The organism is Nonomuraea sp. NPDC023979 (genome assembly GCF_040639085.1).
In the GTDB taxonomy this organism is placed as follows: domain Bacteria; phylum Actinomycetota; class Actinomycetes; order Streptosporangiales; family Streptosporangiaceae; genus Nonomuraea; species Nonomuraea ceibae.
On the sequence record NZ_JBEZZG010000008.1, the window covers coordinates 44408 to 69368 of the forward strand.

Below are 24961 nucleotides of genomic sequence, written 5' to 3' on the forward strand. Positions count from 1 at the left end.
AGGGATGGTCAGTGACCGGTGATCAGGTCGGCGAAGCGGGCCAGGACCGAGGTGCGCGGCATCGACCGCTCCCGCTGGTCGGCCATCCGGTAGAGGCGGTACATGCTGTGCACGCCCAGCCAGCGCAGCGGCTCGGGTTCCCACGCGCGCACCTTGCGCCCCACCCACGGCAGCGCCGTCAGCTCGGTCTCCTCGCCCAGCACCAGGTCGCGCAGGGTCCGGCCGGCCAGGTTCGTGGTGGTGACGCCGTGGCCGGTGTAGCCGCCCGCCCAGCCGAGCCCGGTCGCCGGGTCCACGTGGACGGTCGAGCACCAGTCGCGCGGCACCGCCAGCACGCCCGACCAGGCGTGGGCGACGGAGGACGAGCGGGCCGCCGGGAAGAAGTCGACCAGCAGGTCCCACAGCGCCTCGACGGTCCACTCGTGCGTGTGGCCGCGGGCATCGACGCGCGAGCCGTACAGGTAGGGCCGGCCGCGCCCGCCGAACGCGATGCGGTCGTCGGCGGTGCGCTGGGCGTACATGTAGTAGTGGGCCAGGTCGCCGAGCAGCTCCGCGCCCTCCCAGCCGACCGACTCCCAGAACGAGGCCGGCAGCGGCTCGGTGACGATCATCGAGCTGTTCATCGGCAGCCACTGCCGCCGCAGCCCCTCCATCCGCGCCGTGAAGCCCTCGGTGGCGCGGAGCACGTGCCCGGCCCGCACGGTCCCGTACGGCGTCTCCGCCCGGTGCGGCGCGATGCGGGTGACGGGCGTGCGCTCGTAGATCGTCACGCCGAGGTCGCGCACCACCCGGGCCAGGCCCTGGGCCAGCTTGGCGGGCTGGATGCGCGCGCAGTGCGGGCTCCAGGTGGCGCTCACGGCCCCCGCCACCCTGAGGTGGGCGTCCGGGTCGACCAGGCGCAGGTCCTCCTCGGTGATGCCCCAGGCGCGGGACTCGGCCACCGAGGCGCGCAGCCGGGCGGCCTGCGCGGTGGAGCGGGCCACGTTGACGACGCCGCCCTTGACGATGTCGGCGTCGATGCCCTCCTTCTCGCACACCGCGATGACCTCGTCGACCGAGGAGAACATCTCCCGCTGCAGCCGCCGGGCGGCGTCGCGGCCGTGGGTGCGGGCGTAGCGCGCGTGCGAGCCCGCCAGGTCGCCCGTCAGCCAGCCGCCGTTGCGGCCCGAGGCGCCGAACCCGGCGAACTCCTGCTCCAGCACCACCACGTCGAGCGACGGGCGGGCCCGCTTGAGGTAGTAGGCCGTCCACAGCCCCGTGTAGCCGGCGCCGACGATGACGACGTCCGCCTCGCGGTCGCCGTCGAGCCTGGGACCGGGGGCGGGAACGCCCGAGGAGCGGTACCAGAAGGACACGTCGCCATTGACGAACCCGGACGACAGGGGAACATGCACGCTCATGGGGCCATATCCTGCTATATCCGGAGAAGGTGTCGCATCTCGCCACGAATTCCGTGATGGAAACACGACGTTAGCGGCAACGTAACAGCGACCCCGCATCCTTCTTCGTATGGGACTCCTGCGCATCCGCACCACGGTCGACGAACGTCCGGGACGGCTCGCCTCGCTCGCCGCCGCCCTGGCCGCCCGGGGCGGCAACATCCTCGGCCTGAGCGTACAACCCGACGTCGACGGCACCGTCGACGAGTTCGTCGCCGACATCCCGGCCACCCCCGAGAACGTGCGCGAGGCCCTGGAGGCGGCGGGCGGGCGCCGCGTCCGGGTCGTCGCCGCCACCGCCCACGAGCTGACCGACGAGCCCACCCGGGCGCTGCTGCTGGCCTCCCGGCTGCGGGCCGCGCCCTGGCGGCTGCCCGAGCTGCTCGCCGAGCTGCTGCGCGCCGACGACGCCCGGTGGATCTACGGCGAACCCGCGAACGACCTGCCCGACCCGACCCGGCTCGTGGTGCCCGTCGCCGCCCGGCGGTCGGTCCGGCTGCGCCGCGCCGGGCTGCCCTTCACGCTGACCGAGGCCGCCAGGGCCGCCGCGTTCGCCCGGCTCGTCCAGCCGCCGGCCGGCCCCGACGGCAAGCCGGCCGAGCGCCCCGTCAGGCTCGCCGACGGCGCCGAGATCGCCGTCCGGCCGCTCACCTCCCTCTACCGCGAGGCCGTACGCGACCTGCACGACAGGTGCTCGCCCGAGACGCGCAGGTTCCGCTACTTCACCTCGATGCCCGAGCTGCCGCCGCGCGTGTTCGACCGGCTCTGCGACCGCGCCCGCGGCCACTCCGTGGTGGCGGCCGACGACGGGCAGGTGGTCGCGCTGGCCAGCCTGATGTTCACCGCCGACCCCGGCATCGCCGAGCTCGCGCTGCTCGTCGAGGACCGCTGGCAGGGGCGCGGCCTGGGCACGGCCCTGGCCAGGGCGCTGGTGTGCGCCGCGCGCGACCTGGGCTACGCCGAGGTCAGGGCCGGCATGCTGGCCGACAACGCGCGCATGCGCCGGCTGATGCTCGGACTCGGCGCCACGCTTTCCCGCACCGAGGACCCCGCCGTGGTGGAGGCCAGGCTGGCCGTGGGGGCGCTGGCGTCAGTCTGAGCCGGTCCGCCGGATGCCGAGATGGCGTTCGATGCGCTCCAGGCTCTCCTCGATGCGGGCCAGCCGCCCGGCCAGCTCCGGGGCGCTCACCGACGACGCGTCGCCGGGCGGCTCCCGGCGCCCCACCTCTTCCAGCACGCGCTGCCGTACCTCGTCCGGGTCGGCGCCCGCGGCGGCCAGCGCGCGGAGCACCGGCGCGTCGCCGTCGCGCAGCAGCCCGAGCAGGACGTGCCCGGTGCCGATGAAGTCGTGCCGCCGCCCCAGCGCCTCACGCAGCGACAGCTCCAGCACCCTCTTCGCCCGGGCCGTGAACGGCGCGTGCCCGGCCGGGTCCCGGCGCGGCTCCTCGGCCTCCACACAGGCCCGTACGCCCTCCAGCGACACGCCGCACTCGGCCAGCACCCGCGCCGCCGGACCCTCGCCCTCCCGGACGAGCCCCAGCAGGAGATGCCCGGTGCCGATGGCGCCGTGACGCATCGCCCGCGCCTCCTCCCGGGCGAGGACGACGACCTGGCGGCTGCTCTCGGTGAAGCGCTCGAACACGGGGGCCTCCGTTCGAGTGGGCTGCCTCCACTATGCGCTACGAACCAGCCCGGGCGGGGTATCCCCCTTGTGTGGATCTCGAGGAGGTCACCGGCAGGCTGTACGGGCTCGCGCCCGCCGACTTCACCGCCGCCCGCACCGCCGAGGCCCGCGCGGCCAAGGACGCGGGCGACGCCGCGCTGGCCCGGGAGATCGGCAAGCTGCGCAAGCCCACGGTGTCGGCGTGGGCCGTCAACCGGATCTCCCGCGAGCACCCCGACGCCCTGGAGGAGCTGCTGGAGCTCGGCCAGGAGCTGCGCGACGCCTGGCAGGCGCACGACGCCGACGCGCTCGCCGAACTGACCCGGCGCCGCGGCGAGGTCACCGGGCGGGTCGCCGGGCTGGTCCGCGACGAGCTGTCGCCCGCCGCCGCCACCGAGGTGGACCAGACGCTCGACGCCGCCGTCGTGGACGCCGGAGCCGCCGACGAGGTGCGGCGCGGCCGGCTCGCCAAGCCGCTGCGCTACAGCGGCTTCGCCCCGGCGCCCGCCCCCGCCGGCCGCCCCCCTGGCCGCCGCCGCAAACCCGGCACCCAGGCGGACGAGACGGCCGAGGCCGACGCGGCGCGCCGCCGCGCCGAGACCGAGGCCAGGAAGGCCAAGGAGCGCGAGGAGGCCGAGGCGGCCCACCGCGAGTGGAGCCAGGCCCTGGAGGAGGCCGAACGCGACCACGCCGAACGGGCCGACAAGGTCGCCCGCCTGGAGGCGAAGCTCGCCAAGGCCCGCAAACGCCTCGCCGAGACGGCCCAGCGCCTCGAAGTCACCCGCCGCGAAGAACGCCACGCCCGCCAACGCCTCCCCGACCGAACCTGACCACACCTCCCGCCCACAGTCGCCCCACGACCTCCACCGATGGCGGCCCCACGACCTCCACCCACAGCGGCCCCACTCCCGTCCCTGGCGAAACACCAAGGGTGGCCGCAGGGGGAGGCAGGGGAGGCCGCGCGAGGTCTTCCGGAGAGGCCCGCGCCGCGTGCGTGCCGCGAGGGAGGCCACGCGAGCCTCGGGAGGGGCCGGTTGTGTGCGTGCTCTGAGGTCCACCGACGGTGGCCGCAAGGGCGGGGGAGGCACCCGGGGTCCTCCAGGAGGGCCCGCCGCGTGTGTGCCGTGAGGTCCGCAGGAGGTGGTCGTGGGGGCGGGGCGAGGTAGCTCGCGTGTGTGGCGCGGGACCCCTCGGAAGGGGGCGCGGAGGCAAGGCAGGTCGCTGTCCTCCGAAGAGGGCCGTCCCGGCGGGCCGCGCGATCGCCGGGTGCCGGGTGCCGGGTGCCGGGTACGACCGCCCCGTCTCGGACGGGGCGGCACCCCTCTTCACCCGCATCATGCACGACCGGCCGTACGCGGGCGGCATCCGCCGCACCTGGCTGCTCCAGGGCGACCGATGCGCCATCCAGGTCACGTTCGCCCACGTCCCCATCCCGCTCGTGTCCGGGTCCAAGCTCGGGTGGGAGGCCATCATCTTCGGCTACCACTCCCAGGCCCCGCAGAGCCCCGGCGAGCAGCCGCACACCAACGACTGCCCGTACGTCGAGGGCGGCGTCTGCCACTTCGAGGGCACCGAGGCCCGCGCCGCCTGGCTCATGGTCCAGTGGGTCGCGGCCAACTACGACGACGACGTCATCTGGGCCGCCGCCGAACGGGCCTACCGGGAACTGTTCGTGGAGCCGATCGACTTCGTGGAGTGGATGGTCCGCGAAGTCGGCGACATCAGGCCGGACACCCTGTGACGACCTCCCCTAGGAGGCAAGCCGCCCCGGCGCAGACATCCCGCGCCGGGGCGGCCCCGACCCGCCTCCCCCTGGTGGAGACCAGCCCCCCCGCGAGACCGTCAAGGAGAAGACACCGTGACCGACCTGCCGCACTACACCGACGACCCGCTCGTGGATCTCAAGGCCCACCGACTGCTGCTCGACCTCGACCCCATCGCGTCCGCCCAGGCCGGCCGCGACCTCAAGTCCGGCACCTGCTCCTGCAGCACCATGCCGACCACCCCGCCGTGGGACGACCACGCCGTGTTCGAGCAGTACGACGCGCACATGGCCGACGTCCAGGTCGATGCGCACGAGGCCGCGGCCGAGGCGCTGGAGCAGGCGCGTCGGCAGGAGCGGAAGGCCGTGGTCGAGAAGTGTAATGCCACGGTGCCGGTTGGCACGCCCGTCCGTTACTGGACCTTCGACTGCCACGGCGTCGGGAAGCCAGGCCGGGCCCGATCGCCCTCACCCATGTTCAGCCCATCGAGACCGAAGGCCCGCGGTGAGCGGCAACCTTCCCGAGATGGTGACCACGGCGGGCGGGGAGACGCTGCCCGCCGTGGCAGCCGCCGACGACCGGTAGAAGAACCCGTACTGGGCCTACCTCGACAGCCTCGACGGCCGCGAATCCCGCCGCACCATGCAGGGCTGCCTCGACCGGATCGCCCGGCTGATGGCCGACCAGGACCCCACCGGCATCGACCCCGCCACCGGGAAGAAGGACCCGGCCGTGCTCGCCATCACCGGCGAGACGATCAGGTGGCATCTGCTGCGGGCCGAGCACACCCAGCGCATCCGGGCCCTGATCGGGCAGGCGACCAGCCGGAAGAAGGACGGCACCCGCGAGCCGTGGTCGCTCGCCTACCGGAACAAGCACGTCGTGGCGCTACGGCAAGTGTTGGATCGGGCGTGGCTCCTCGGGCTGATGACCGCCGACGAGCGTGACCGCGCCCAGCGCGTCGACCAGTTCGAGGGCAGCACCCTGCCCGCCGGCGGGCACCTGCCGATCGAGCGCGTCGGCGCGCTGATGGCCGCCTGCGACGCCGACCTCGACCCACGGGACGTCGAGGACCCGGCCAAGCGGGACGAGCTGCGGCGGGTGGCGCTGCGGGACGCAGCGATGATCGCCGCCCTGTACTCGACCGGCGTGCGCCGGTTCGAGCTCGCCGGGGTGGCGCTGGCCGACTACGACCCGGCGGCCCGCTCGCTGCGCATCCGGGGCAAGCGGAGCAAGGAACGCATGGTGTACCTGACGGCCAGCGCGGTCGGCCGGATCGAGGCGTGGCTGACGGTGCGCCGCCGCGACCCGGGCGGCCTGTTCGCGCCGTTCACCCCGCGAGGCAGGCACATCCGCCGCGACGAGCACGGCCGGATCGCGTTCATGGACGCGCGCACGGTCAGCAACGTGATCGCGGCCCGCGCCGAGCAGGCCGGGCTGGACGAGGCGCCGCGCGCGCACGACTTCCGGCGTACGTTCATCGGCGAACTGCTCGACGCCGGGGTGGACCTGGCCACCGCGCAAGCCCTCGTCGGGCACGCCTCCCCGGCCACCACGGCGAAGTACGACCGGCGGCCGGAGCGGACGCGCCGCGCGGCCGTGGACAAGCTCGCCACCCCCGACGCGGTGCCCCTGCCGGGTGCCGCCCCGCGCCGCCGGAAGGCCGCGCCTAGTTCGTGATGATCTCGGCCGCGGCCGGACGCGAGTGCTGGTCATATCCGGCCGGAACTTCCGGCTTGCTGGCCGTCCGTTGTGCTCGGAAGCTGCTGGCCTGCGTCGATGGTCGGTAGCGGCATCCCGGACATAGCCCACGCCCCGAGTCAGCTCAACATCTGGAGGAAGATCAGGCGCAGGTGAACCGACGATCCTTCCGGTCCGGCCGATGCGACGGGGCGGCGCCGTCAGAAGCGAGTGGCCGCATCGGTGATTGCCACGCGGCGTATGTCCTGCTCGGTTGCTCCCTTCACCTCCTGCAGATCCGCCCCGCGGAGGTCCGCGCCGCTCAGGTCCGCGCCGCTCAGGAACGCGCCGCTCAGGTCCGCGCCGCTCAGGTCCGCGCCGCTCAGGTCCGCGACGTTCAGGTCCGCGCCGCGCAGGTTCGCGGCGCTCAGGTCCGCGCCGTTCAGGTACGTGTTATGCAGGTTCGCGCCGCTGAGGTTCACGACGCTCAGGTACGCGCGGAGCAGGTTCGCGCGGAGCAGGTTCGCGCGGCGCAGGTCCGCGCCAGCCAGGTCCACGCCGGCCAGGTTCACGTAGCTCAGATCCGCTCGGGGGAAGCGTACCCGAGCGAAGTGGGGAGGGACGGTGAAGGCGCCGCTGGGGTCGCGGGGTGCTAGGTGGGGGACGAGGGTCAGGGCCGCGAACACGTCCTCGTCCAGCCTCCTGTCTGGGATCTTGTCGAGTTGTTCTGCTGGGGCTTCGGGAGTGCAGTGTGCGGGGGGTGCCTTCTGCCCTGCACGGAGGACACAGAAGTCGCGATTGCGGACGAAGGCGGCCAGGACGTTGCGGATGGTGTCCTTGTCACGAGGAGAATCGGCGGCCAGGCGCTGGAGCGCGTAGATGCCGCCGAGCCGTACGTCCTGTTTGGCGGAGCCAAGTTGTTCCACGGCCTTGGTGTACCGGTCGGTGATCTGCCCCTGCTCGGCGGTCCGCTGGGCCTGCCGGGAGGCGTCGAGGGACTGCGCCGTGTACCACAAGCCCTGCGCGGTGAAGACGACACCGCCGATGACGACCAACCCTGTGGCGGCCTGAATCAGGGTATGGCGGGCGGCGTTGACGGCCTCCACGCGTTCTGTGGCAGTCATCTGGCCGCGCTCGTCCTGGGTGAGCGGGTGGCGTTCGCCTGCCAGGCGGCGGGCGGCTGGCCCGATGAGTACGGCGATGCCGAGGACGGCGACGCCGGCCAGGGCGATCCCGGCCAGGGTCCAGCGTCCCCAGTCCGGGATGCTCTCGATGGTCGCCGCGACAGCGGCCCCGGCAATCGCCACCAGCAGGGGGATGAGCCACAGTAATCGGCGTATCCACCACTGCGCCCAGTGGCCCGAGCGGGACGGGGCAGATGGAGGAGTCGCTTCTGCGACTTTGGCCATGCGACGTGCCCTGGCTGCGGTCGCCGCCGCAAGCACCTGCCGAGATGGTGGTCGCGGCTGTCTGGCTCTCATGTCCTTATTGGATCTCTTCCTGAGTGCAGGCGGTGCCACGGTTCCTTAACCGTTACCGCAGCCCGACGACCTGTGGTTGCAGGTGAGGCCCGGCGTTCCACTTCTGCTCCTTGTCCTCGGTGCTCGGCGAGCGCGCCGCCCAGGCCGGGCTGGACGAGGCGCCGCGCGCTCACGACTTCCGGCGTACGTTCATCGGCGAACTGCTCGACGCCGGGGTGGACCTGGCCACCGCGCAAGCCCTCGTCGGGCACGCCTCCCCGGCCACCACGGCGAAGTACGACCGGCGGCCGGAGCGGACGCGCCGCGCGGCCGTGGACAAGCTCGCCACCCCCGCCCCGGTGCCCCTGCCGGGTGCCCCCCCGCGCCGCCGGAAGGCCGCGCCTAGCCCGTGACGATCTCGGCCTATGGCCGACCCGGAGGCGTGTGCCGGGCGGCCGCTCGCCCCCGGAAGGTCAGATGTCGCGCAGTTCCGCCAACGCCTGGTCGGCCGCGGCCGACGCGGCGGTGCGCTCTTGCGGAGTCGCGGCGGTGAGCTCGACTTCCATGGCGTCGACGGCCCGCCTCGCAGCGTCGGCCGACCTGGTGAGGTGCGCTCGCGCCCCGCCAGTCCTGGAGCCAACTGTCTGCGCCGGCGGGGGTGAGCACGTCGCTGTTCCACTCGGCCAACTGCTGGACGGCTTCCTGGTAGCTGATCAGCCCGGCCTCCACTCGCGCGCCGAGCAGCTCAATCTGGTCAGGAAAGTTCATCTCCATCATCGGATCTTCCCATTCCGGCCGCCGCGCTGGCGTGTTCGAGGGCAAGCAACATCGGAACGGCAATCACCGGCAAGGAAGGTTCCGTTCCGGTATGGCCTGGGAGGCTGGCGCCTCGAATCGGAGGGAGACTAATTCCTCCTCGTGGCCAGACTCGCCCCATGACCGAAAACACCAGCGCGACCAGCGCTCACGCCTGGCAGGCCGCCACCACCCCGATTCGGACGTTCAACCCTGGCGAGGGTGTTGAGAAGCCTCAGGACATGCTCCGGTACACCGCCCGCGACAACACCAACCTCATGCAGGCAGCGGCCACCGGCCGGGCCGACGTCATCACGGTGAACTGCGCCCGGTGCATGCGCCTGTTCGAGGACGCCGAGAACGAGCCATGCATCCCCGTCCCGATGCCGTGACCTGCTGATACGACCGCGCTGCATCCGCAGCGGGTGCGGCCGCACTTCATCAGGCCCCACCGATCTCGCGCCCGCCCGGATGCTGGTCTGCGTCGAGTGCTCTTCGGGGACGGCATACCCGTGCCGACATCCTGCACGGTGATCAATATGTTCCCAAGAGGACTTGACCACGATAGTGAAGTATTTGGGCCAGGAGAGGATACTTACATCAGACGGTCCGGTTCTTCCCAGCCATGATCAGAGGAGACGATGAGAGGAACCTTCGAAGCAGCGCTCGTACATGTCGTCGGCGGTATCAATTGGATGATCTTTCAGATCACCCGGGGGCATCTTGTGTTGCATCGGTTCAGAGGAGTTTCTAGCCTGAACCTTACGATGATCGAATCCAGGACCTCTGAGTCGTATAGCATGGCGATTTCTTATCTGGCCGATGGGGCCGACTATGTGGTTCTTGCTGATCGAGATTCCGCAAGGAGGGCCTCTGAAATCGTGAAGCTAGCTAATGCTGATATTGAGGATTCAATTCACATTGACGTTTTTGGGCGATTCGTGAAGGTGGGTGTTTTGAAAATAGGCAAGGGCGATTGCGACGGTTTGCTCGTTCGCCTTTTGAAGACAGTGTCACTATCGGAGCGATACGAAGTGAGACGCCAGAAGCAGATTCCCCTTCTTCGCTTGACCGAGAATGATCCTGCTGAGAGATTGCGGGAGAACGGATAGGCCCGCAGACTGTGAGTGAATCCTGTCTGCGGGCGTAGCCGGACTAGAAGATGAGCTCGGTATACCTAAAGACTATGTGGTCGTTACTCGCTGCCGCTGGAGCGCGGATTCTATTCGCACCACCAACTGTTGGTCCCGCTCGTCGCTACGGAAGGAGAGGGGGCCCACTTCCCGCGGTACTGGGTGAGGAGGTAGGTCCGCGTCCGGTACGAGTGCGGTCCGTTGAGGTCCTGCCGGCAGTTATAAGCCGTGCTGGACTTCGAGCCGCTGCCTACGCTGCAACCCCACTTCACGGGACCATTGGCTACCACTGTCCAGATTCCGTCGATGTTCTGTTCGAGGTCGGTCTCCGTGCGGCAATCGTCTGGCTTGATGGGTGTACATCTGGATATATAGCCTTCGGCGCGAATCGGCGCCTTGTTGTATACGAGCGTAAACGGGGCTTCGGCGATCACCCAGCACCCAACGTCTGCCGCTAGCTTATTTTTGTCTGTAACGGCGCTGGAGAATGCTTCGCCATCGGCGCCCGAGGTGTCCGGCTCGCCGGGCAGGGTCGGCATGTTTGACTGACCATTGCTGTCTACCGGATGGGGATCGGCGCTGGCAGCGTTGGGAGCTATAGCCCCTAACATGACAGCAATTGATGAAGCGATGATGGCGGCACGCAGTCCGTACTTCACTCCAGAATTCTCCTTTGAGATGGGGAAGGATGAGAGTCTTGCGCGATTCAGAAGGGAAATTGTCAACGCTTGCTTTAAGTAGTCATTTCTGATCGGCGCGCTTATTGGCGGACGGCATCCTTCCCTATTCGCGGAGTAGTCATCCCTGCATATGTGAGAATTGGGAGTAAACTCGCAGGTCAGAAGAGTTTGGCTACAGTAGAGAGCTCGAATCTTAAATCGCCTGGAGTAGCGACTTAGGCCAGCAAGCTTGAAGGCCCGCCGGTCCAAGCCCGGTGGGGACGGTTACCCTCTACACCGGCCACATGACCATCACCGACCCGGCCACCGACCGCGTCACGCTGCTCATCCCCTGCCGCGGTGCCGGCCTCCGGGACGTGGAGGACTTGGCGTGTGAGACCTCGAACTCGTCGACTCCGGCGGCAAGCCGCTCCGGCTCCTGCGCGGCGCCGTCCACGTGGCCGCCGAGGTGACCCCCGATGACAGGCCCGGACGTTGAGATCACCGAGCACGTCACGCAGGTGATCGTGGAGATCGCTGAGCAGGGCGGCAATTGCGCAGCCCGGCGGGCACGGCGAACCGGACGCCGTCGCGGCCGAGGAGTCCACGCGCTGCGCCGAACCGTCCGGCGGCAACACGCACCCGCCGGCCCTGCCCGGTGCGGGGCCGGCACCGCGCGTACTGCTCCGACGCCTGCCGGGCGCGCCTACCGCGAACGCCGGGCCCGCCAGGACGGCGCGATGAGCGACGCGGTCCAACGCACCGCCGCGCTGGATGAACGGGTCGCCCCGCAACTTGAGCAGCCCGCCGCGGCGACCGCCTGGCTGGCCGAGGCGATGGCCGAGCGCACCCGGCCGCAGCAGCGCCTGGCCGACCTGTCCTGCCGAGCGCATCCGGGAGGCCGAGAACGCCGTCGACGAGGCCGCCAGCGCCCACATCTGGTAGCCGAACCAACGCTGGAGCGCATAGCGACGCTTTTGCTCCCCAAGGCGGAGTATCGCTACTTAGCCGAGCCAGAGTTCTATCTGCCGTCGCGCGGCCCTTGGCAGTGGCAGGTGCCGCCGGAGCTGGTGTAGCTGAGGGCACCGTGGGAGTGGCTGGAGGTCGAGCTGTCGGTGCCCGCACGCCGGGTCGACTTGCTGGAGCAGCCGAACAGCCAGGCGACCCACGCCCAGCGGGGTGCGCCTCCGGCGGCGCGAAGCCGTAGAAGCCGCCGTCAGGGCTTGCAGGGACGTTCATGCGTGTCCTTCACTGCGTGACGGAATCCGGGCGCGTCCGCTGGCGACCCTCGTGGATGTGTCCAGGGCGCGCGCGATCACCGTCTCGCTTGTCTCCACTGCCGAGAGGAGATCGGCCAGCAGCGGGGCTGGCATGGCGCCGAGCGCGAGACCAGCGGACCGCACTGCGGAGGCGAGCTGGTCCTGCTCAGCGAGGCTGAGCAGCGCACCGGCTCGCTGATGGGCCAGGACTTCTCGCGCGGCGTACCCGTCTGCCGGGTGCCGGGCGCAGGGGTGGCGGGTGGGGGCCGGGGGCGTGGGCCCAGGGAGGGGCGCAGAGGGTGGCGGTCGGGTCAGGGGGTGGTGGCGTGGGCCAGGTGGGCGGTTACGGGGAAGCCGTCCAGGATGTACGGGGCGGCCAGGTGGTGGTAGGCGGCGCGGATGCGGGCCTGGACGGCGGCGGGCTGGGCGGCGATGGGGCCGAAGCGGGGGCCGCCGGCGGCGACGACGTCGGCGAGCCATGCGTCCGGGTCGAACGGGTGGCGCCAGCGGAGGGTGTCGACGGCGACGCCGGTGAAGCCCGCCCGGCGCATGAGCGTGGCGAAGCGGCCGGGGTCGGCGGCGGCGAGGGGCCGGGGCGGGAACGCGAAGGGGTGGCCGGCGGCTTCGACGGCGGCGGCGATGACGCCGGTGGCGGTCATCTCGGACGGCTCCCACCAGGTCAGCGCCACGCCCGCGCCGGGCCGGGCGACGCGGCGCAGCTCCAGGAGTGCGGCGGCGGTGTCGGGCGCGTGGTTGATGATGAAATTTCCGGCTACGGCGTCGAATGTCCCGTCCCGGAAGGGCAGCGACGGCAGCGCCGCCACCACCACCTCCGCCTCCGGATGGCGGCGCGCGGCCAGCCCCGCCATCGCGGCGTCGGCGTCGAAGGCGGTCACGCGGGCCCCGCGCGCCAGCGCTCCGGCCGTCACGACGCCGCTCCCGCACCCCGCGTCGAGCACCCGCACCCCGGCCCGCCGCTCGGCCGGGCCGGTGGGGACGCCCGCCCGGTCGAGGAGCGGGCCGACGGTGTGGGCGCTGAGCCGGGCGAATCCGCGCTCGTAAGCTTCGGGATCGGTCACCCCGGACAGCATAACGCCAAAACTTTACACATCCATGTGATATTCGCCCCGTAAGCCTGGAGGCGAGGCCGGGGCGCGGCCTAGGGTCGTCCGCATGAGTCCTGACGCGTTCATCGACGCACTGCCCAAGGTCGAACTGCACGTCCACCTGATCGGCTCCGCCTCCGTCGACACGGTGCTGGAGCTGTCGCGCCGCCACCCCGGCAGCCCGGTGCCGACCAGCGAGGAGGAGCTGCGCGCCTTCTACACCTTCCGCGACTTCCCGCACTTCGCCCAGGTGTACGGCGCGGTCAACGCCCTGGTCCGGGAGCCGGAGGACATCGCCACACTCGTGCTCGGCCTGGCCCGCGACCTGGCGGCGCAGGGCGGGCGCTACGCAGAGCTGCAGGTCACCCCGTACGCCCATCATGTCGTCGGCATGCCGGCCCGCGAGGTCACCGAGGCGCTGGACCTCGCCGCCCGGCGGGCTCCCGTCGAGCACGGGGTGGAGATGGCCTACATCTTCGACATCCCGGGCGAGTTCGGGGAGGAGGCGGCCAAGGTCACCCTCGACCACGCGCTCCAGGAACCTCCCGCTGCTTTGGTAGGTTTCGGGCTGGGCGGGATCGAGCAGAGCCGTGCGCCCCACCGCGACGCCTACCGTGACGCGTTCGCCGCGGCCAGGGCGGCCGGGTTGCACAGCGTGCCGCACGGCGGCGAGATGACCGGCCCGGAGACCGTGTGGGAGGTCATCGAGGGGCTCGGCGCCGAGCGGATCGGCCACGGCATCGCCTGCCTCGCCGATCCGCGCCTGGTGGACCACCTGCGCGAGACGCAGCTCCCGCTGGACGTCTGCCCCACCTCGAACGTGTGCACCGGCCAGGTCGCCCGCATCGAGGACCACCCGCTGCCGCGCATGCTGGAGGAGGGCCTGTTCGTCACGCTCAACAGCGACGACCCGCCCATGTTCGCCACCACGCTGGCCGACGAGTATCGCGTCGCGGCCCGCGTCTTCGGCCTGGGGGAGGCGGACCTCGCCGAGCTGGCCCGCAACGGCGTGCGGGCCAGCTACCTGCCGCAGGAGCGCAAGCAGGCGCTCCTCGGCGAGATCGACGCCCTGGTGGCCCGTTAGGGCGAGGCGATGCGGCCCAGGCCCGGCGGGATCTTGCCCGCGGCCGCCCGGTCCAGCAGGAACAGCGTGCCGCCCCGGCCGCGCGCCCCGGCCGCCGGGACCTGGACGGGCCCCGACTCCGACAGCGCCAGCCGGACCGCGCCCGACTTCTCCTCGCCGGCCGCGACCACCCACACCTCACGCGCCCCCTGGATGACCGGGAGCGTCAGCGAGATGCGCGTGGGCGGCGGCTTGGGCGCGCCGTGCACCGCGACCGCCGCGCGGGTGTCGTAGAGCGCCGGCATGCCCGGGAACAGCGACGCCACGTGCGCGTCGGGCCCCATGCCGAGCAGCAGCACGTCGAAGGCGGGCGCCGCGCCGTGGTCCTCCGGCCGGGCGGCCTTGGCCAGCTCCGTGGCGTAGGCGTCGGCCGACTCCTCCGCCGACAGCCCCGAGTCGGGACCCAGCATGACGTGCACCCGCGCGGGGTCGAGGTCGACGTGGTCGAGCAGCGCCTGCCGGGCGCCGGTCTCGTTGCGCTCCGGGTCGCCGGCCGGCAGGAAGCGCTCGTCGCCCCACCAGATGTCCAGGCGGCGCCAGTCGACGGCGTCACGCGCCGGCGTGTCACGGATCGCCGCCAGCGTGGCGATGCCGACGGTGCCGCCGGTCAGCACCAGCGAGGCCGAGCCCTTGGCGGACTGGGCGTCGACGAGCCGGGTGATGATCCGCGCCGCCACGGCCTTGGCCAGCACGTCGGCGTCGCGGTGCACAACAACAGTGGGAACGCTCACGAGCGCCACCCTTTCATGGATACGGCCGTGCCCGGGCACCTCGGGGGCGCCCGGGCACGGGGAGTCGTGCGGTCTAGCGGAGGCGGGCCAGGCGCTTGACGGCGGCCCCGTAGATCTCGTCGGTGTCGAGCCGGCGCAGTTCCTCGGCCAGCAGCTCCGACAGGTGCCTGCGGGCCAGCGCCACGTTGCGGTCGGGCTGGCCGGGACGCGACAGCGTGGCCAGGCGGGCGTCGGTGCGCACCACCGACAGCTCGCCCTCGTCGGTGGCGAGCCGTACGGCGGTCAGGCCGGGCCCGCCCGAGTCGGCCACGTCCATCTCGGCGCCCAGCCGCTCCGACAGCCACGACGCCAGCAGCGGCGCGCTCGGGTTGCCCGCCGACGCCTCCACGACGCCGCCGTGCACCCGGCCCACGGGCTGGTCGAACGCGGCGGCCAGCAGGCTGCGCCACGGCGTCAGCCGCGCCCACGACAGGTCGGTGTCGCCCGGCGCGTAGCCCTTGGCCCGCGTCACCAGGGACGCGACGCCGTCGTCGGCGTTCTTGGCGTCGGTCAGCCGCCGCTGGGCCAGCACGCCGATCGAGTCGGCCGACGGCACGTCAGGGGCGCGGCTCGGCCACCACGCCACCACGGGCGTGTCGGGCAGCAGCAGCGGGCTGACGACCGAGTCGGCGTGCTCGGTCAGCTCGCCGTACAGGCGCAGCACCACGGTCTCGCCCGGCGCCGACTCGCCGATGCGCAGCTCGGCGTCCAGCCGGTTGGCCTCGTCGGTCTCCCGGTTGATCACCACGAGGATGCGCGACGGGTGCTCGCGGGCGGCCTCGGTGGCGGCCCGCAGCGAGTCGTACTGGTCGCGCTCCTCGCACACCACGACCAGCGTCAGCACCATGCCGATCGCGGGCGCGCCCATCTGGTGGCGCAGCTGCGTGAGCTGCGCCGAGATCTTGCCCGCCGTCGTGTCGGCCAGCATGAACGTGGTCACTAGAGTCTCCTCCAGACGCGCCCGTCACGGGCCATCATCGCGTCGGCCGCGGGCGGCCCCCACGATCCCGACGGGTACGGCTCCGGCTGGCCCTGGGTGGCCCAGAACTCCTCGATCGGGTCGAGGATCTTCCACGACAGCTCGACCTCCCGCTGGTGCGGGAAGAGCGGCGGGTCGCCGATCATCACGTCGAGCAGCAGCCGCTCGTACGCCTCGGGCGACGACTCCAGGAACGACTCGCCGTAGGCGAAGTCCATGGACACGTCGCGCACCTCCATCGCCGTGCCCGGCACCTTGGAGCCGAACCTGACCGTGATGCCCTCGTCCGGCTGCACCCGCACGACCAGCGCGTTGTGGCCGAGGATCTCGGTGTCGTCGGCGCTGAACGGCAGGTGCGGCGCCTTCTGGAACACCACGGCCACCTCGGTGACCCGGCGGCCCAGCCGCTTGCCGGTGCGCAGGTAGAACGGCACGCCCGCCCACCGCCGGTTGGCGATCTCCAGCTTGACCGCCGCGTACGTCTCGGTGGTGGACCTCTTGGAGATGCCCTCCTCCTCCAGGTAGCCGACGACCTTCTCGCCGCCCTGCCAGCCCGCCGCGTACTGGCCGCGCGCGGTGTTGGCGGCCAGGTCGGCGGGCAGCCGCACGGCCTTGAGCACCTTCTCCTTCTCGCGGCGCAGCGAGGACGCCTCGAACGAGGTCGGGTCCTCCATCGCCACCAGGGCCAGAAGCTGGAGCAGGTGGTTCTGGATCACGTCGCGGGCGGCGCCGATGCCGTCGTAGTAGCCGGCCCGGCCGCCGATGCCGATGTCCTCGGCCATGGTGATCTGCACGTGGTCGACGAAGCTGCGGTTCCAGATCGGCTCGTAGAGGTTGTTGGCGAACCTCAGCGCCATGATGTTCTGGACCGTCTCCTTGCCCAGGTAGTGGTCGATCCGGAAGATCGAGCTCTCCGGGAACGCGGAGGTGGTGATCTCGTTCAGCTCGTGCGCCGAGCGCAGGTCGTGGCCGAACGGCTTCTCGATGACCACCCGCCGCCACGAGCCGTCGGGCGCCTCGGCCAGCCCGGTGCGCTTGAGCTGCTCCACGACCACGGGGAAGAACTTCGGCGGCACCGACAGATAGAAGGCGTAGTTGCCGCCCGTGCCCCGCAGCTCGTCGATCTCCTTCAACGCCATCGCCAGCGCGTCGAACGCGCCGTCGTCGGAGAACTCGCCCGGCACGAAGTGGATCCCCTCGCGGATCTGCTTCCAGACCTCCTCGCGGAAGGGCGTGCGGGCATGGGTCTTCACGGCGTCGTGCGTCAGTTTGGCGAAATCCTGGTCCTGCCAGTCGCGCCGGGCGAAACCGACCAGGGAGAAGCCCGGCGGCAGCAGCCCCCGGTTGCCCAGGTCGTAGATCGCCGGCAGCAGCTTGCGTTTGGCCAGGTCGCCGGTCACGCCGAACAACACCATCACGCACGGCCCCGCCACCCGCGGCAGCCGCTTGTCACGCGGGTCCCGCAGCGGGTTGGCGGCGGCCACCTCCAGCGTCGTGGACGTGCCGGCCACGGCCGCCGCCACGGCGACGGCCTCCTCCGGGGGCCCTGCCGGGTCACTCATCTCAAACCTCCAGTGAGGCGCCGCGCGGGGAGGGCCCGCCCTCCCCGCGGCGGGACGCCTTCGTCACGGAACCAGGTTCTTGCTGACACTCTCGAGCAGCTCGTTCCAGGACGCCTCGAACTTCTGCACGCCCTCCTCCTCCAGCACCCGCACCACGTCGTCGTAGTCGACGCCCGCCTCCTTCAGCGCGGCCATGGTGTTCCACGCCTGCTCGTAGAAGGGGCGCACGGTGTCGCCGGTGACGTTGCCGCCCGCGGCGGTCGCGTCGAGCGTCTTCTCCGGCATCGTGTTGACGGTGCCCGGCGCGACCAGCTCGTCGACGTACATCGTGGGGGAGTAGTCGGGGTTCTTCACCCCGGTGGAGGCCCACAGCGGGCGCTGCGGGCGGGCGCCGGCGGCGCGCAGGCGCTGCCAGCGCTCGGAGTTCATGACCTCCTCGAAGGCGGCGTAGGCCAGGCGCGCGTTGGCGACGCCGGCCTTGCCCTTCAGCTCGGGCTTGCCGAGCTTGTCGAGCCGGTTGTCGATCTCGGTGTCGACGCGGCTGACGAAGAACGAGGCGACCGACTCGATCGTGGCCAGGTTGAGGCCCTTGGCCTGGGCCGCCTCCAGGCCCGCCAGCCAGGCGTCCATGACCGCGCGGTAGCGCTGCAGCGAGAAGATCAGCGTGACGTTGACGCTGATGCCCTCGCCGATCGCCTGCGTGATCGCGGGCAGGCCCTCCATCGTGGCCGGGATCTTGATGAACAGGTTGGGCCGGTCCACCATCCACCACAGCGCACGCGCCTCGGCGACGGTCTTCTCGGTGTCGCGGGCCAGGCGCGGGTCGACCTCCAGCGACACCCGCCCGTCGACGCCCTGCGTGGCGTCGTAGACCGGGCGCAGCACGTCGGCGGCCCAGCGGATGTCGTAGGTGGTGATCGCGCGCACGGCCTCGCCCACGTCCACGCCGCGCACGGCCAGGTCGTGCAGCTGGGCGTTGTAGGCGTCGCCCTTGCTGAGCGCGCCGGCGAAGATGGTCGGGTTGGACGTGACGCCGACCACGTTCTTGTCCCGGATCAGCTCCTCCAGGTTGCCGCTGCGCAGGCGCTCACGGCTGATGTCGTCGAGCCAGATGGACACGCCCTGGCCGGACAGCTTGTTCAGGATCTCGCTCATGTCCTCAGTTTCCCGTCGTCTCGCCCTTGTCCTGGCCCAGCTTGGCCAGGCTCGCCTTGGCCGCCGCAGCCACGCGCTCCGCCGTCAGCCCGAACTGCTCGTACAGCGTCTTGTACGGCGCGGACGCACCGAAGTGCTCCAGGCTGACGACCTCGCCGCACTCGCCGACGAACTCGTGCCAGCCGAGGGCGATGCCCGCCTCGACCGCGACCCGGGCCCTGATCGACGAGGGCAGGACGGTCTGCCTGTATGCGGAGTCCTGCCCCTTGAACCACTCGACACACGGCATCGACACGACGCGCGTCGGGATGCCCTGGGCCTCCAGCAGCTCACGGCCGTCGACGGCCTGCTGCACCTCGCTGCCGGTGGCGATGATGATGACCTTCGGCTGGCCGTCGGAGGCGTCGCGCAGGACGTAGCCGCCCCGGGCCACGCCGTCGGCGCTGGTGCCCTCGTACACCGGCAGGTTCTGCCGGGTGAGCGCGAGCGCGGCGGGCCGGTCGGTGTGCTCCAGCACGGTCTTCCACGCGTAGGCGGTCTCGTTGGCGTCGGCGGGCCGCACCACGTCGAGGCCGGGGATCGCGCGCAGCGACCACAGGTGCTCGATCGGCTGGTGGGTCGGGCCGTCCTCGCCCAGGCCGATGGAGTCGTGCGTCCACACGTACGTGACCGGCAGCTTCATCAGCGCCGCCAGGCGCACCGAGGGCCGCATGTAGTCGGAGAACACCAGGAAGGTGCCGCCGTACGGGCGGGTGCCGCCGTGCAGCGCGATGCCGTTGAGGATCGCGCCCATGGCGTGCTCGCGGATGCCGAAGTGCAGCGTGCGGCCGTAGCGGTTACCGGGGAAGTCCTTGGTCTGGTACTCCTCCGGGATGAAGGACGGCTCGCCCTTCATCGTGGTGTTGTTGGACTCGGCCAGGTCGGCCGAGCCGCCCCACAGCTCCGGCAGCACCGGCGCGAGCGCGCTCAGCACCTCGCCCGACGCCTTGCGGGTGGCCATCGAGCCGCCGGTCTCGAACTCCGGCAGCGCCGTGGCCCAGCCGGCGGGCAGCTCGTGGCGGGAGATGCGGTCGAGCTCGGCGGCCCGCTCCGGGTTGGCCTCGCGCCAGGCGGCGTAGCCGCGCTGCCACTCGGCGTGCGCCTCGCGGCCGCGCCGCGCCACCTCGCGGGCGTGCTCCAGCACCGCGGCCGGCACGTCGAACGTCTTGGCCGGGTCCATGCCCATGACCTGCTTGGTGGCGGCCACCTCGGACTCGCCCAGCGCCGAGCCGTGGATCTTGCCGGTGTTCTGCTTGTTGGGCGCGGGCCAGCCGATGATCGTGCGCAGCCGGATGAACGACGGCCGGTCGGTCTCGGCCTTGGCCGCCTCCAGCGCCTCGTGCAGCGCCTGCACGTCCTCCACGTAGTCGCCCGACTGGGTCCAGTCGACGCTCAGCGTGTGCCAGCCGTAGGCCTCGTAACGCTTGACCACGTCCTCGGACTTGGCGATGAGCGTGTCGTCCTCGATGGAGATCTGGTTGTCGTCGTAGATGACGACGAGGTTGCCCAGCTTCTGGTGACCGGCCAGGGAGCTCGCCTCGTGGCTGATGCCCTCCTCGATGTCGCCGTCGCTGACGATGCACCAGATGTGGTGGTCGAACGGCGAGCGGCCCGGCTCGGCGTCGGGGTCGAACAGGCCGCGCTCGCGGCGTGCCGCCATCGCCATGCCGACCGCGTTGCCCAGGCCCTGGCCGAGCGGCCCGGTCGTGGTCTCCACGCCGGCGGTGTGCCCGTGCTCCGGGTGGCCGGGCGTCAGGCTGTCCCACTGGCGCAGCCGCCGCAGGTCGTCGAGCGTCAGGCCGTAGCCGGACAGGTAGAGCTGGATGTAGAGGGTCAGGCTGGTGTGCCCGGCCGACAGCACGAAGCGGTCACGGCCGAGCCACGTGGGATCGGTCGGGTCGTGCCGCATCGTGCGCTGGAACAGCAGGTAGGCGGCGGGGGCCAGGCTCATCGCGGTGCCGGGGTGACCCGAACCCGCCTTCTCCACAGCGTCCATCGCCAGGGCTCGAACGACGTCGACCGCCTGCTTGTCCAGGTCGGTCCATTCAAGGGCTGGCACGAGTTCGGTGCTCAAGTGCTCGGTCTCCGGAATCTAGTTGTCCTTGGTGGTGCCGGTTGGCGTATCCCGCCCACACCGGACCCTAACCGAGTGGGACTGGAGATCGATTCCCATCCCACCCCGGAGCGTGTCCGTTCGCGGTGCGAGCCCCCCATTGGCCGGACCGGCCGACCCGGCGACTACAGTTTGGTTGTTCCCTGGTCGCCGCGGCGGCCACTCACGAATCAGCTCCAATCAGAGGTTACGCGTTGACTCCGCACGTGCTGGAAGCGCCTTGACGGTGCTGACGAACAGGCAGACGACGGCGCCGGCCCCCGAGGCCGGGGAGCCGCTCCCGGCCGGCCCGCGCTCGATCGGGTCGGTCGTCAAGGCCTACATCGCGCTGACCAAGCCGCGGATCATCGAGCTGCTGCTGATCACGACGCTGCCGGTGATGTTCCTGGCAGCGGGCGGCCTGCCGCCGCTGTGGACGGCCGTGTCCGTCATGGTGTTCGGCACGCTGTCGGCAGGCAGCGCCAACGCGCTCAACTGCTACGTCGACCGCGACATCGACCAGAAGATGCGCCGCACCCGGCGCCGCCCGCTGGCCAGGCACCAGGTGTCGCCGCGCGGCGCGCTGATCTTCGGCATCGTGCTGGGCGCGCTGTCCACGGCCGGGCTGTGGCTGACGACCAACTGGCTGGCCGCGGCGCTGTCGACCGGCGCGATCCTGTTCTACGTGCTCGTCTACTCGATGATCCTCAAGCGGCGCACCGCCCAGAACATCGTGTGGGGCGGCATCGCGGGCTGCATGCCGGTCATGATCGGCTGGGCGGGCATCACCGAGCGTCTCGACTGGGCGCCGCTGGTGCTGTTCGGCGTGGTGTTCTTCTGGACGCCGCCGCACACCTGGACCCTGGCCATGCGCTACAAGGAGGACTACGCGGCGGCCAAGGTGCCGATGCTGCCCGTGGTCGCCACCGAGCGCCGGGTCATCCTGGAGTCGATCGCCTACACGTGGGCCACCGTGCTCTGCTCGCTGGCGCTGTGGCCGGTGGCCGGCACGACCCTGTTCTACCCGGCCGTCGCCGCCGTCCTCGGCGTGGCGTGCCTGTGGGAGGTGCACCGCCTGCTGAGCCGCCTCAACTCCGGCAAGACCGGCGTGGCGCTGCGGCCGATGCGCTTCTTCCACTGGTCCAACGCCTACCTGGCGCTGCTGTTCCTCGCGGTCGCCATCGACCCGCTGCTGTCCTGACCCCGGCGCCGCATGACCGCCGGGAAAGCGGGCACATCACCAGCCGGGCCTGCCGTGCCGCCTTGGAAGGACAGCGCATTCCTGATCCGTTACAGTCACCGTATGCCGTCCCGTGATCCACGCTGGGTGCTGAAGGACCGCCCGTCGTTCGCGTTGATCACCGGGCTGGTGCTGACCGGGATCTGCGCCCTGGCCTCGTTCGCCATCGACGTGATCAACGGGGAGCCGGTCCAGTTCTTCATCTCGCTCGGCCTGGCCCTGGCGCCGGTGCCGCTGCTGCTGGCCGCCGTGCTCGCGCTCGACCGGATGGAGCCGGAGCCGCGCAGCAACCTGGTCTTCGCCTTCGCGTGGGGCGCGGGCGTCGCCGTGCTCGTGGCGGGCGTGGTCAACTCGCTGAACCTGCACTACATCATGGACACCGTCAAGCTGTCGGAGGACACCGCCCGCAACATCGCCGCCACCTTCGGCGCCCCGGTGGTCGAGGAGACGATGAAGGGCCTGGTGCTGCTCGGCCTGCTGCGCTTCCGCCGGGCCGAGCTCGACGGGCTGACCGACGGCATCATCTACGCGAGCATGGTCGGCCTGGGCTTCGCCATGAGCGAGAACGTCAGCTACTACCTCCAGGCGCTCAACTCCGAGGCGGGCGGCGTGAGCCTGGCCGTGACCGTGGTGCTGCGCGGCATCCTGTCGCCGTTCGCCCATCCGCTGTTCACCTCGATGATCGGGGTGGCGGTGGCGCACGCGGCCACCCGCGAGGGGTCGGAGCGGGTCTTCTCCATCATGGCGGGCTGGTCGGGCGCGATGGTGCTGCACGGCCTGTGGAACGGCCTGGTCTCCTACGGCGGCTTCCCGGGGCTCGTGGTCGCGTACGTGACGCTGATGATGGTGCTGGTGGCGCTCATCGTGGTCGTCTTCCGCGACCGGCGCCGCATCGTCGAGCTCATCCAGCGCTACCTGCCGCCGTACGAGCCGACCAAGCTCGTCAGCAAGGACGACATCATCATGCTGTCGGCGCTGCCCAGGCGCCGCCGGGCCCGGCAGTGGGCCAGGATGTACGGCGGCAAGCGCGGGCTGCGGGCGATGAGCGACTACCAGCTCGCCGCGACGGAGCTGGGGCTGCTGCACGAGCGGGCGGCCCGGCGGATGGTCGACGACCAGACCTTCCACGAGGAGCAGCGGGCGCTGCTGGAGTGCATGAGCACGGCCAGGGCCGACTTCCCGATGCCGCCCACGCCGGCCGGCAGCCACGGCTACATGCCTGGCTGAGCCCGGTCAGGCGGGCGCGTCGACGATGCGCCGCAGCGAGGTCTCCACGGGGCCGGGGAAGACCGGGTCGGAGCGCAGCAGCAGCGCGTCGGCGAACGCCTTGCCGGTGGCCACCAGCTCGCGCGTGGCGTAGGCGTAGGTGGGGCCCGGCCAGTGCGCGGTGGAGTCGTCGCCGACGCCGAACGTCTCCAGCCCGGCCGTCCGGCAGAGCGTGACGGCCCGGGGCAGGTGGAAGACCTGCGTCACCACGGTCAGCCGTTCGGCGCCGAACACCCGGCGGGCCCGCACGCACGAGTCCCAGGTGTCGAACCCGGCGTAGTCGAGCACCATCACCCGCTCCGGCACGCCCCTGGCCAGCAGGTAGTCGCGCATCGCGGTCGGCTCGTCGTAGGCGGCCCGGCTGTTGTCGCCCGACAGCAGCAGCGCCCTGACCTTGCCCGCGCGGTAGAGCTCGGCGGCGATGTCGAGCCTGCGGGCCAGCATGGGGGAGGGCCGCCCGCCGTACAGCCCGGCGCCGAGGACGAGCGCGGCCTGCGAGGCGGGCACCCGCGCCTGCCAGCCCGCCGTGCCGGCCACCTCGCGGTGGCCGTCGCTGCCGAACCAGGCCCACGTCATGGGCGCCAGCGCGAGCACGCTGGCGAGCACGAGCCCCTGGTACGCGCGCCGCATCGTCTGACGAGTGGGGCGGACGAATCCCCGCAAAGGGCACCTCACCTTGGTGGGGGAGTGGCCGACATCTCACCCCATACCCTGGCATACCCCGTCAGGACTTGGCGGGGACTTCAGTGGGGGAGGGGCTGCCCGCCTCACCGGCCTCTTCGCCGGCCGTCTCGCCGGCGGGGTCGTGGGTGCGCAGCGCCGAGACGACGCGCAGCGTGAAGATCCACACCAGCGTGGAGCCGACCACGTGCAGGGCGACCAGCGCGGCCGGGACGCCGAGGAAGTACTGCGTGTAGCCGATCACGCCCTGCAGCAGCTCGACCACCAGCAGCGCGAGCGCCGCGCGCCGGGCCCGCCGGGGCGCGCGGGTCACGTGCAGGGCGAACAGCAGCGCGAAGGTCAGCCCGACGACCAGGTAGGCGACGTCGGCGTGCAGCCGGGCCACGCTCTCGATGTCGAGGTCGAAGCGGCTGGCCAGCTCGTCGCCCGAGTGCGGGCCCGTACCGGTCACCAGCACGCCCGCGACCAGCAGCGTGAACACCGCGGCCAGCAGCGCGTGGCCGAGCCGCCGTACGTCGCGGTGGACCAGCCGCCGCGCGGGCGCGTCGCCCTCGCCGGCGCGCGCGTACAGGGCCCAGCAGGCGGCGGTCAGCCCGATCGACAGCAGGTAGTGCATGCCGACCGTGAACGGGTTGAGCAGGGTGCTGACCACCACGCCGCCCCACAGCGCCTGCGCGATGATGCCGATCGGCTGCAGCCAGGCCAGCTTGACCAGCGAGGCGCGCCGCGGCTGGAGCCGGTGGGCGGCCACCCAGCAGGCCACCCCGATGACCAGCACGAGGAACGTGACCAGCCGGTTGCCGAACTCGATGGCCATGTTGATCGGCGCCACCTCGGGGTGCGCGACCGGGACGAAGCTGTCGGGCGTGCAGCGCGGCCAGGTCGGGCAGCCGAGCCCGGAGTTCGTCACCCGCACGACCGCGCCGCTCACCGTGATGCCCGCGTTGGCCACGACGGCGGCCAGCGCCCATCCGCGCAACGTCGCCGTGGTCGGCGACCAGAAGGATGACACGAAGGAGTCGGCGTAGCGCCCGGGTAGCTTCACGTCATCGATGGTAGGTGGCGGGTGTGGCGGTCCCGACACCGGCTTTTCCCTC

At 71.5% G+C, this 24961-nt stretch carries 23 protein-coding genes; 11 read left to right on the forward strand and 12 right to left on the reverse strand.

The window, feature by feature from the left end; translation table 11 throughout:
• Window positions 1–8 precede the first annotated feature (8 nt).
• A complete protein-coding gene (locus AB0G11_RS16945) occupies window positions 9–1400 on the reverse strand; it encodes an FAD-binding oxidoreductase (protein WP_219509931.1) in 1392 nt (463 codons plus the stop codon).
• A gap of 109 nt (window positions 1401–1509) precedes the next feature.
• Here AB0G11_RS16945 and AB0G11_RS16950 point away from each other — a divergent pair, with 109 nt between their 5' ends.
• Complete coding sequence (locus tag AB0G11_RS16950) at window positions 1510–2538, forward strand: GNAT family N-acetyltransferase (RefSeq protein WP_219509933.1); 1029 nt, start codon at window positions 1510–1512, stop codon at window positions 2536–2538.
• Here AB0G11_RS16950 and AB0G11_RS16955 read toward each other — a convergent pair.
• Window positions 2530–3081: a Clp protease N-terminal domain-containing protein gene (locus tag AB0G11_RS16955; protein WP_357586652.1), complete on the reverse strand. Its 552-nt coding sequence runs from the start codon at window positions 3079–3081 to the stop codon at window positions 2530–2532. The two genes, AB0G11_RS16950 and AB0G11_RS16955, sit on opposite strands and share 9 nt — an antisense overlap.
• A gap of 71 nt (window positions 3082–3152) precedes the next feature.
• Here AB0G11_RS16955 and AB0G11_RS16960 point away from each other — a divergent pair, with 71 nt between their 5' ends.
• The 3 genes from AB0G11_RS16960 (at window position 3153) to AB0G11_RS16970 (ending at window position 6545) form a co-directional block, all read left to right on the forward strand.
• Window positions 3153–3932, forward strand: a complete 780-nt coding sequence (locus AB0G11_RS16960; protein WP_219509935.1) for a hypothetical protein — start codon at window positions 3153–3155, stop codon at window positions 3930–3932.
• Between the two features lie 443 nt (window positions 3933–4375).
• On the forward strand, window positions 4376–4843 hold the full coding sequence (locus tag AB0G11_RS16965; RefSeq protein ID WP_357586654.1) for a hypothetical protein: 468 nt from the start codon (window positions 4376–4378) through the stop codon (window positions 4841–4843).
• A 664-nt stretch (window positions 4844–5507) separates the two neighbouring features.
• Window positions 5508–6545 (forward strand): tyrosine-type recombinase/integrase, encoded by a 1038-nt coding sequence (locus AB0G11_RS16970; protein WP_357586656.1) that lies wholly within the window; start codon window positions 5508–5510, stop codon window positions 6543–6545.
• 221 nt (window positions 6546–6766) lie between these two features.
• Here AB0G11_RS16970 and AB0G11_RS16975 read toward each other — a convergent pair whose 3' ends face one another.
• On the reverse strand, window positions 6767–7852 hold the full coding sequence (locus AB0G11_RS16975; protein WP_357586658.1) for a pentapeptide repeat-containing protein: 1086 nt from the start codon (window positions 7850–7852) through the stop codon (window positions 6767–6769).
• A gap of 293 nt (window positions 7853–8145) precedes the next feature.
• On the opposite strand from AB0G11_RS16975, the gene AB0G11_RS16980 reads away from it, so the two are divergent.
• The 3 genes from AB0G11_RS16980 (at window position 8146) to AB0G11_RS16990 (ending at window position 9912) form a co-directional block, all read left to right on the forward strand.
• Window positions 8146–8418 carry a site-specific integrase gene (locus tag AB0G11_RS16980; protein ID WP_357586868.1) on the forward strand — a complete coding sequence of 91 codons (273 nt, stop codon included), beginning with the start codon at window positions 8146–8148 and terminating at the stop codon, window positions 8416–8418.
• Between the two features lie 522 nt (window positions 8419–8940).
• Window positions 8941–9192, forward strand: a complete 252-nt coding sequence (locus tag AB0G11_RS16985) for a hypothetical protein (protein WP_357586660.1) — start codon at window positions 8941–8943, stop codon at window positions 9190–9192.
• A gap of 249 nt (window positions 9193–9441) precedes the next feature.
• Window positions 9442–9912: a hypothetical protein gene (locus tag AB0G11_RS16990; RefSeq protein ID WP_357586662.1), complete on the forward strand. Its 471-nt coding sequence runs from the start codon at window positions 9442–9444 to the stop codon at window positions 9910–9912.
• 110 nt (window positions 9913–10022) lie between these two features.
• On the opposite strand, the gene AB0G11_RS16995 is transcribed toward AB0G11_RS16990, so the two are convergent.
• A complete protein-coding gene (locus AB0G11_RS16995; RefSeq protein WP_357586664.1) occupies window positions 10023–10592 on the reverse strand; it encodes a hypothetical protein in 570 nt (189 codons plus the stop codon).
• A gap of 740 nt (window positions 10593–11332) precedes the next feature.
• On the opposite strand from AB0G11_RS16995, the gene AB0G11_RS17000 reads away from it, so the two are divergent.
• On the forward strand, window positions 11333–11668 hold the full coding sequence (locus AB0G11_RS17000; RefSeq protein ID WP_357586667.1) for a hypothetical protein: 336 nt from the start codon (window positions 11333–11335) through the stop codon (window positions 11666–11668).
• A 494-nt stretch (window positions 11669–12162) separates the two neighbouring features.
• Here AB0G11_RS17000 and AB0G11_RS17005 read toward each other — a convergent pair whose 3' ends face one another.
• Window positions 12163–12930, reverse strand: coding sequence for a methyltransferase domain-containing protein (locus AB0G11_RS17005; protein WP_357586669.1), 768 nt, complete (start codon window positions 12928–12930; stop codon window positions 12163–12165).
• A gap of 94 nt (window positions 12931–13024) precedes the next feature.
• Between AB0G11_RS17005 and add the strand changes: the two genes are divergently transcribed.
• Window positions 13025–14041 carry an adenosine deaminase gene (gene add / locus AB0G11_RS17010; protein WP_357586671.1) on the forward strand — a complete coding sequence of 339 codons (1017 nt, stop codon included), beginning with the start codon at window positions 13025–13027 and terminating at the stop codon, window positions 14039–14041.
• Here add and pgl read toward each other — a convergent pair.
• The 5 genes from pgl to tkt form a co-directional block, all read right to left on the reverse strand.
• Window positions 14038–14811 carry a 6-phosphogluconolactonase gene (gene pgl / locus AB0G11_RS17015; RefSeq protein WP_219509938.1) on the reverse strand — a complete coding sequence of 258 codons (774 nt, stop codon included), beginning with the start codon at window positions 14809–14811 and terminating at the stop codon, window positions 14038–14040. The genes add and pgl overlap by 4 nt on opposite strands.
• A 73-nt stretch (window positions 14812–14884) precedes the next feature.
• Window positions 14885–15790, reverse strand: a complete 906-nt coding sequence (locus tag AB0G11_RS17020; protein WP_219509939.1) for a glucose-6-phosphate dehydrogenase assembly protein OpcA — start codon at window positions 15788–15790, stop codon at window positions 14885–14887.
• Window positions 15790–17391: a glucose-6-phosphate dehydrogenase gene (zwf, locus tag AB0G11_RS17025; protein ID WP_246646029.1), complete on the reverse strand. Its 1602-nt coding sequence runs from the start codon at window positions 17389–17391 to the stop codon at window positions 15790–15792. The genes AB0G11_RS17020 and zwf overlap by 1 nt, the downstream gene beginning before the upstream one ends.
• Window positions 17392–17454: 63 nt before the next feature.
• Entirely contained in the window at window positions 17455–18546 is a 1092-nt protein-coding gene (tal, locus tag AB0G11_RS17030) for a transaldolase (protein WP_219509941.1), read from the reverse strand.
• A 4-nt stretch (window positions 18547–18550) separates the two neighbouring features.
• Window positions 18551–20644, reverse strand: a complete 2094-nt coding sequence (gene tkt / locus AB0G11_RS17035; RefSeq protein ID WP_308125991.1) for a transketolase — start codon at window positions 20642–20644, stop codon at window positions 18551–18553.
• A gap of 274 nt (window positions 20645–20918) precedes the next feature.
• On the opposite strand from tkt, the gene AB0G11_RS17040 reads away from it, so the two are divergent.
• Window positions 20919–21878, forward strand: a complete 960-nt coding sequence (locus AB0G11_RS17040) for a heme o synthase (protein ID WP_219509943.1) — start codon at window positions 20919–20921, stop codon at window positions 21876–21878.
• 102 nt (window positions 21879–21980) lie between these two features.
• On the forward strand, window positions 21981–23144 hold the full coding sequence (locus AB0G11_RS17045; RefSeq protein WP_219509944.1) for a PrsW family intramembrane metalloprotease: 1164 nt from the start codon (window positions 21981–21983) through the stop codon (window positions 23142–23144).
• A 6-nt stretch (window positions 23145–23150) separates the two neighbouring features.
• Here AB0G11_RS17045 and AB0G11_RS17050 read toward each other — a convergent pair whose 3' ends face one another.
• Together AB0G11_RS17050 and AB0G11_RS17055 are read right to left on the reverse strand one after the other, a co-directional pair.
• Complete coding sequence (locus tag AB0G11_RS17050; RefSeq protein ID WP_357586673.1) at window positions 23151–23813, reverse strand: ElyC/SanA/YdcF family protein; 663 nt, start codon at window positions 23811–23813, stop codon at window positions 23151–23153.
• 94 nt (window positions 23814–23907) lie between these two features.
• The gene (locus tag AB0G11_RS17055) at window positions 23908–24909 is read right to left on the reverse strand and encodes a COX15/CtaA family protein (protein ID WP_308125992.1); all 1002 of its coding nucleotides are present in this window, start codon (window positions 24907–24909) and stop codon (window positions 23908–23910) included.
• Window positions 24910–24961 lie beyond the last annotated feature (52 nt).

Coding starts and splice junctions, on each gene's coding strand:
- AB0G11_RS16945 (WP_219509931.1), bottom strand. CDS start 1,400: ATGAGCGTGCATGTTCCCCTGTCGTCCGGGTTCGTCAATGGCGACGTG.
- AB0G11_RS16950 (WP_219509933.1), top strand. CDS start 1,510: ATGGGACTCCTGCGCATCCGCACCACGGTCGACGAACGTCCGGGACGG.
- AB0G11_RS16970 (WP_357586656.1), top strand. CDS start 5,508: ATGCAGGGCTGCCTCGACCGGATCGCCCGGCTGATGGCCGACCAGGAC.
- AB0G11_RS16985 (WP_357586660.1), top strand. CDS start 8,941: ATGACCGAAAACACCAGCGCGACCAGCGCTCACGCCTGGCAGGCCGCC.
- AB0G11_RS16990 (WP_357586662.1), top strand. CDS start 9,442: ATGAGAGGAACCTTCGAAGCAGCGCTCGTACATGTCGTCGGCGGTATC.
- AB0G11_RS17000 (WP_357586667.1), top strand. CDS start 11,333: ATGAGCGACGCGGTCCAACGCACCGCCGCGCTGGATGAACGGGTCGCC.
- add (WP_357586671.1), top strand. CDS start 13,025: ATGAGTCCTGACGCGTTCATCGACGCACTGCCCAAGGTCGAACTGCAC.
- zwf (WP_246646029.1), bottom strand. CDS start 17,391: ATGAGTGACCCGGCAGGGCCCCCGGAGGAGGCCGTCGCCGTGGCGGCG.
- tal (WP_219509941.1), bottom strand. CDS start 18,546: ATGAGCGAGATCCTGAACAAGCTGTCCGGCCAGGGCGTGTCCATCTGG.
- AB0G11_RS17045 (WP_219509944.1), top strand. CDS start 21,981: ATGCCGTCCCGTGATCCACGCTGGGTGCTGAAGGACCGCCCGTCGTTC.
- AB0G11_RS17050 (WP_357586673.1), bottom strand. CDS start 23,813: ATGCGGCGCGCGTACCAGGGGCTCGTGCTCGCCAGCGTGCTCGCGCTG.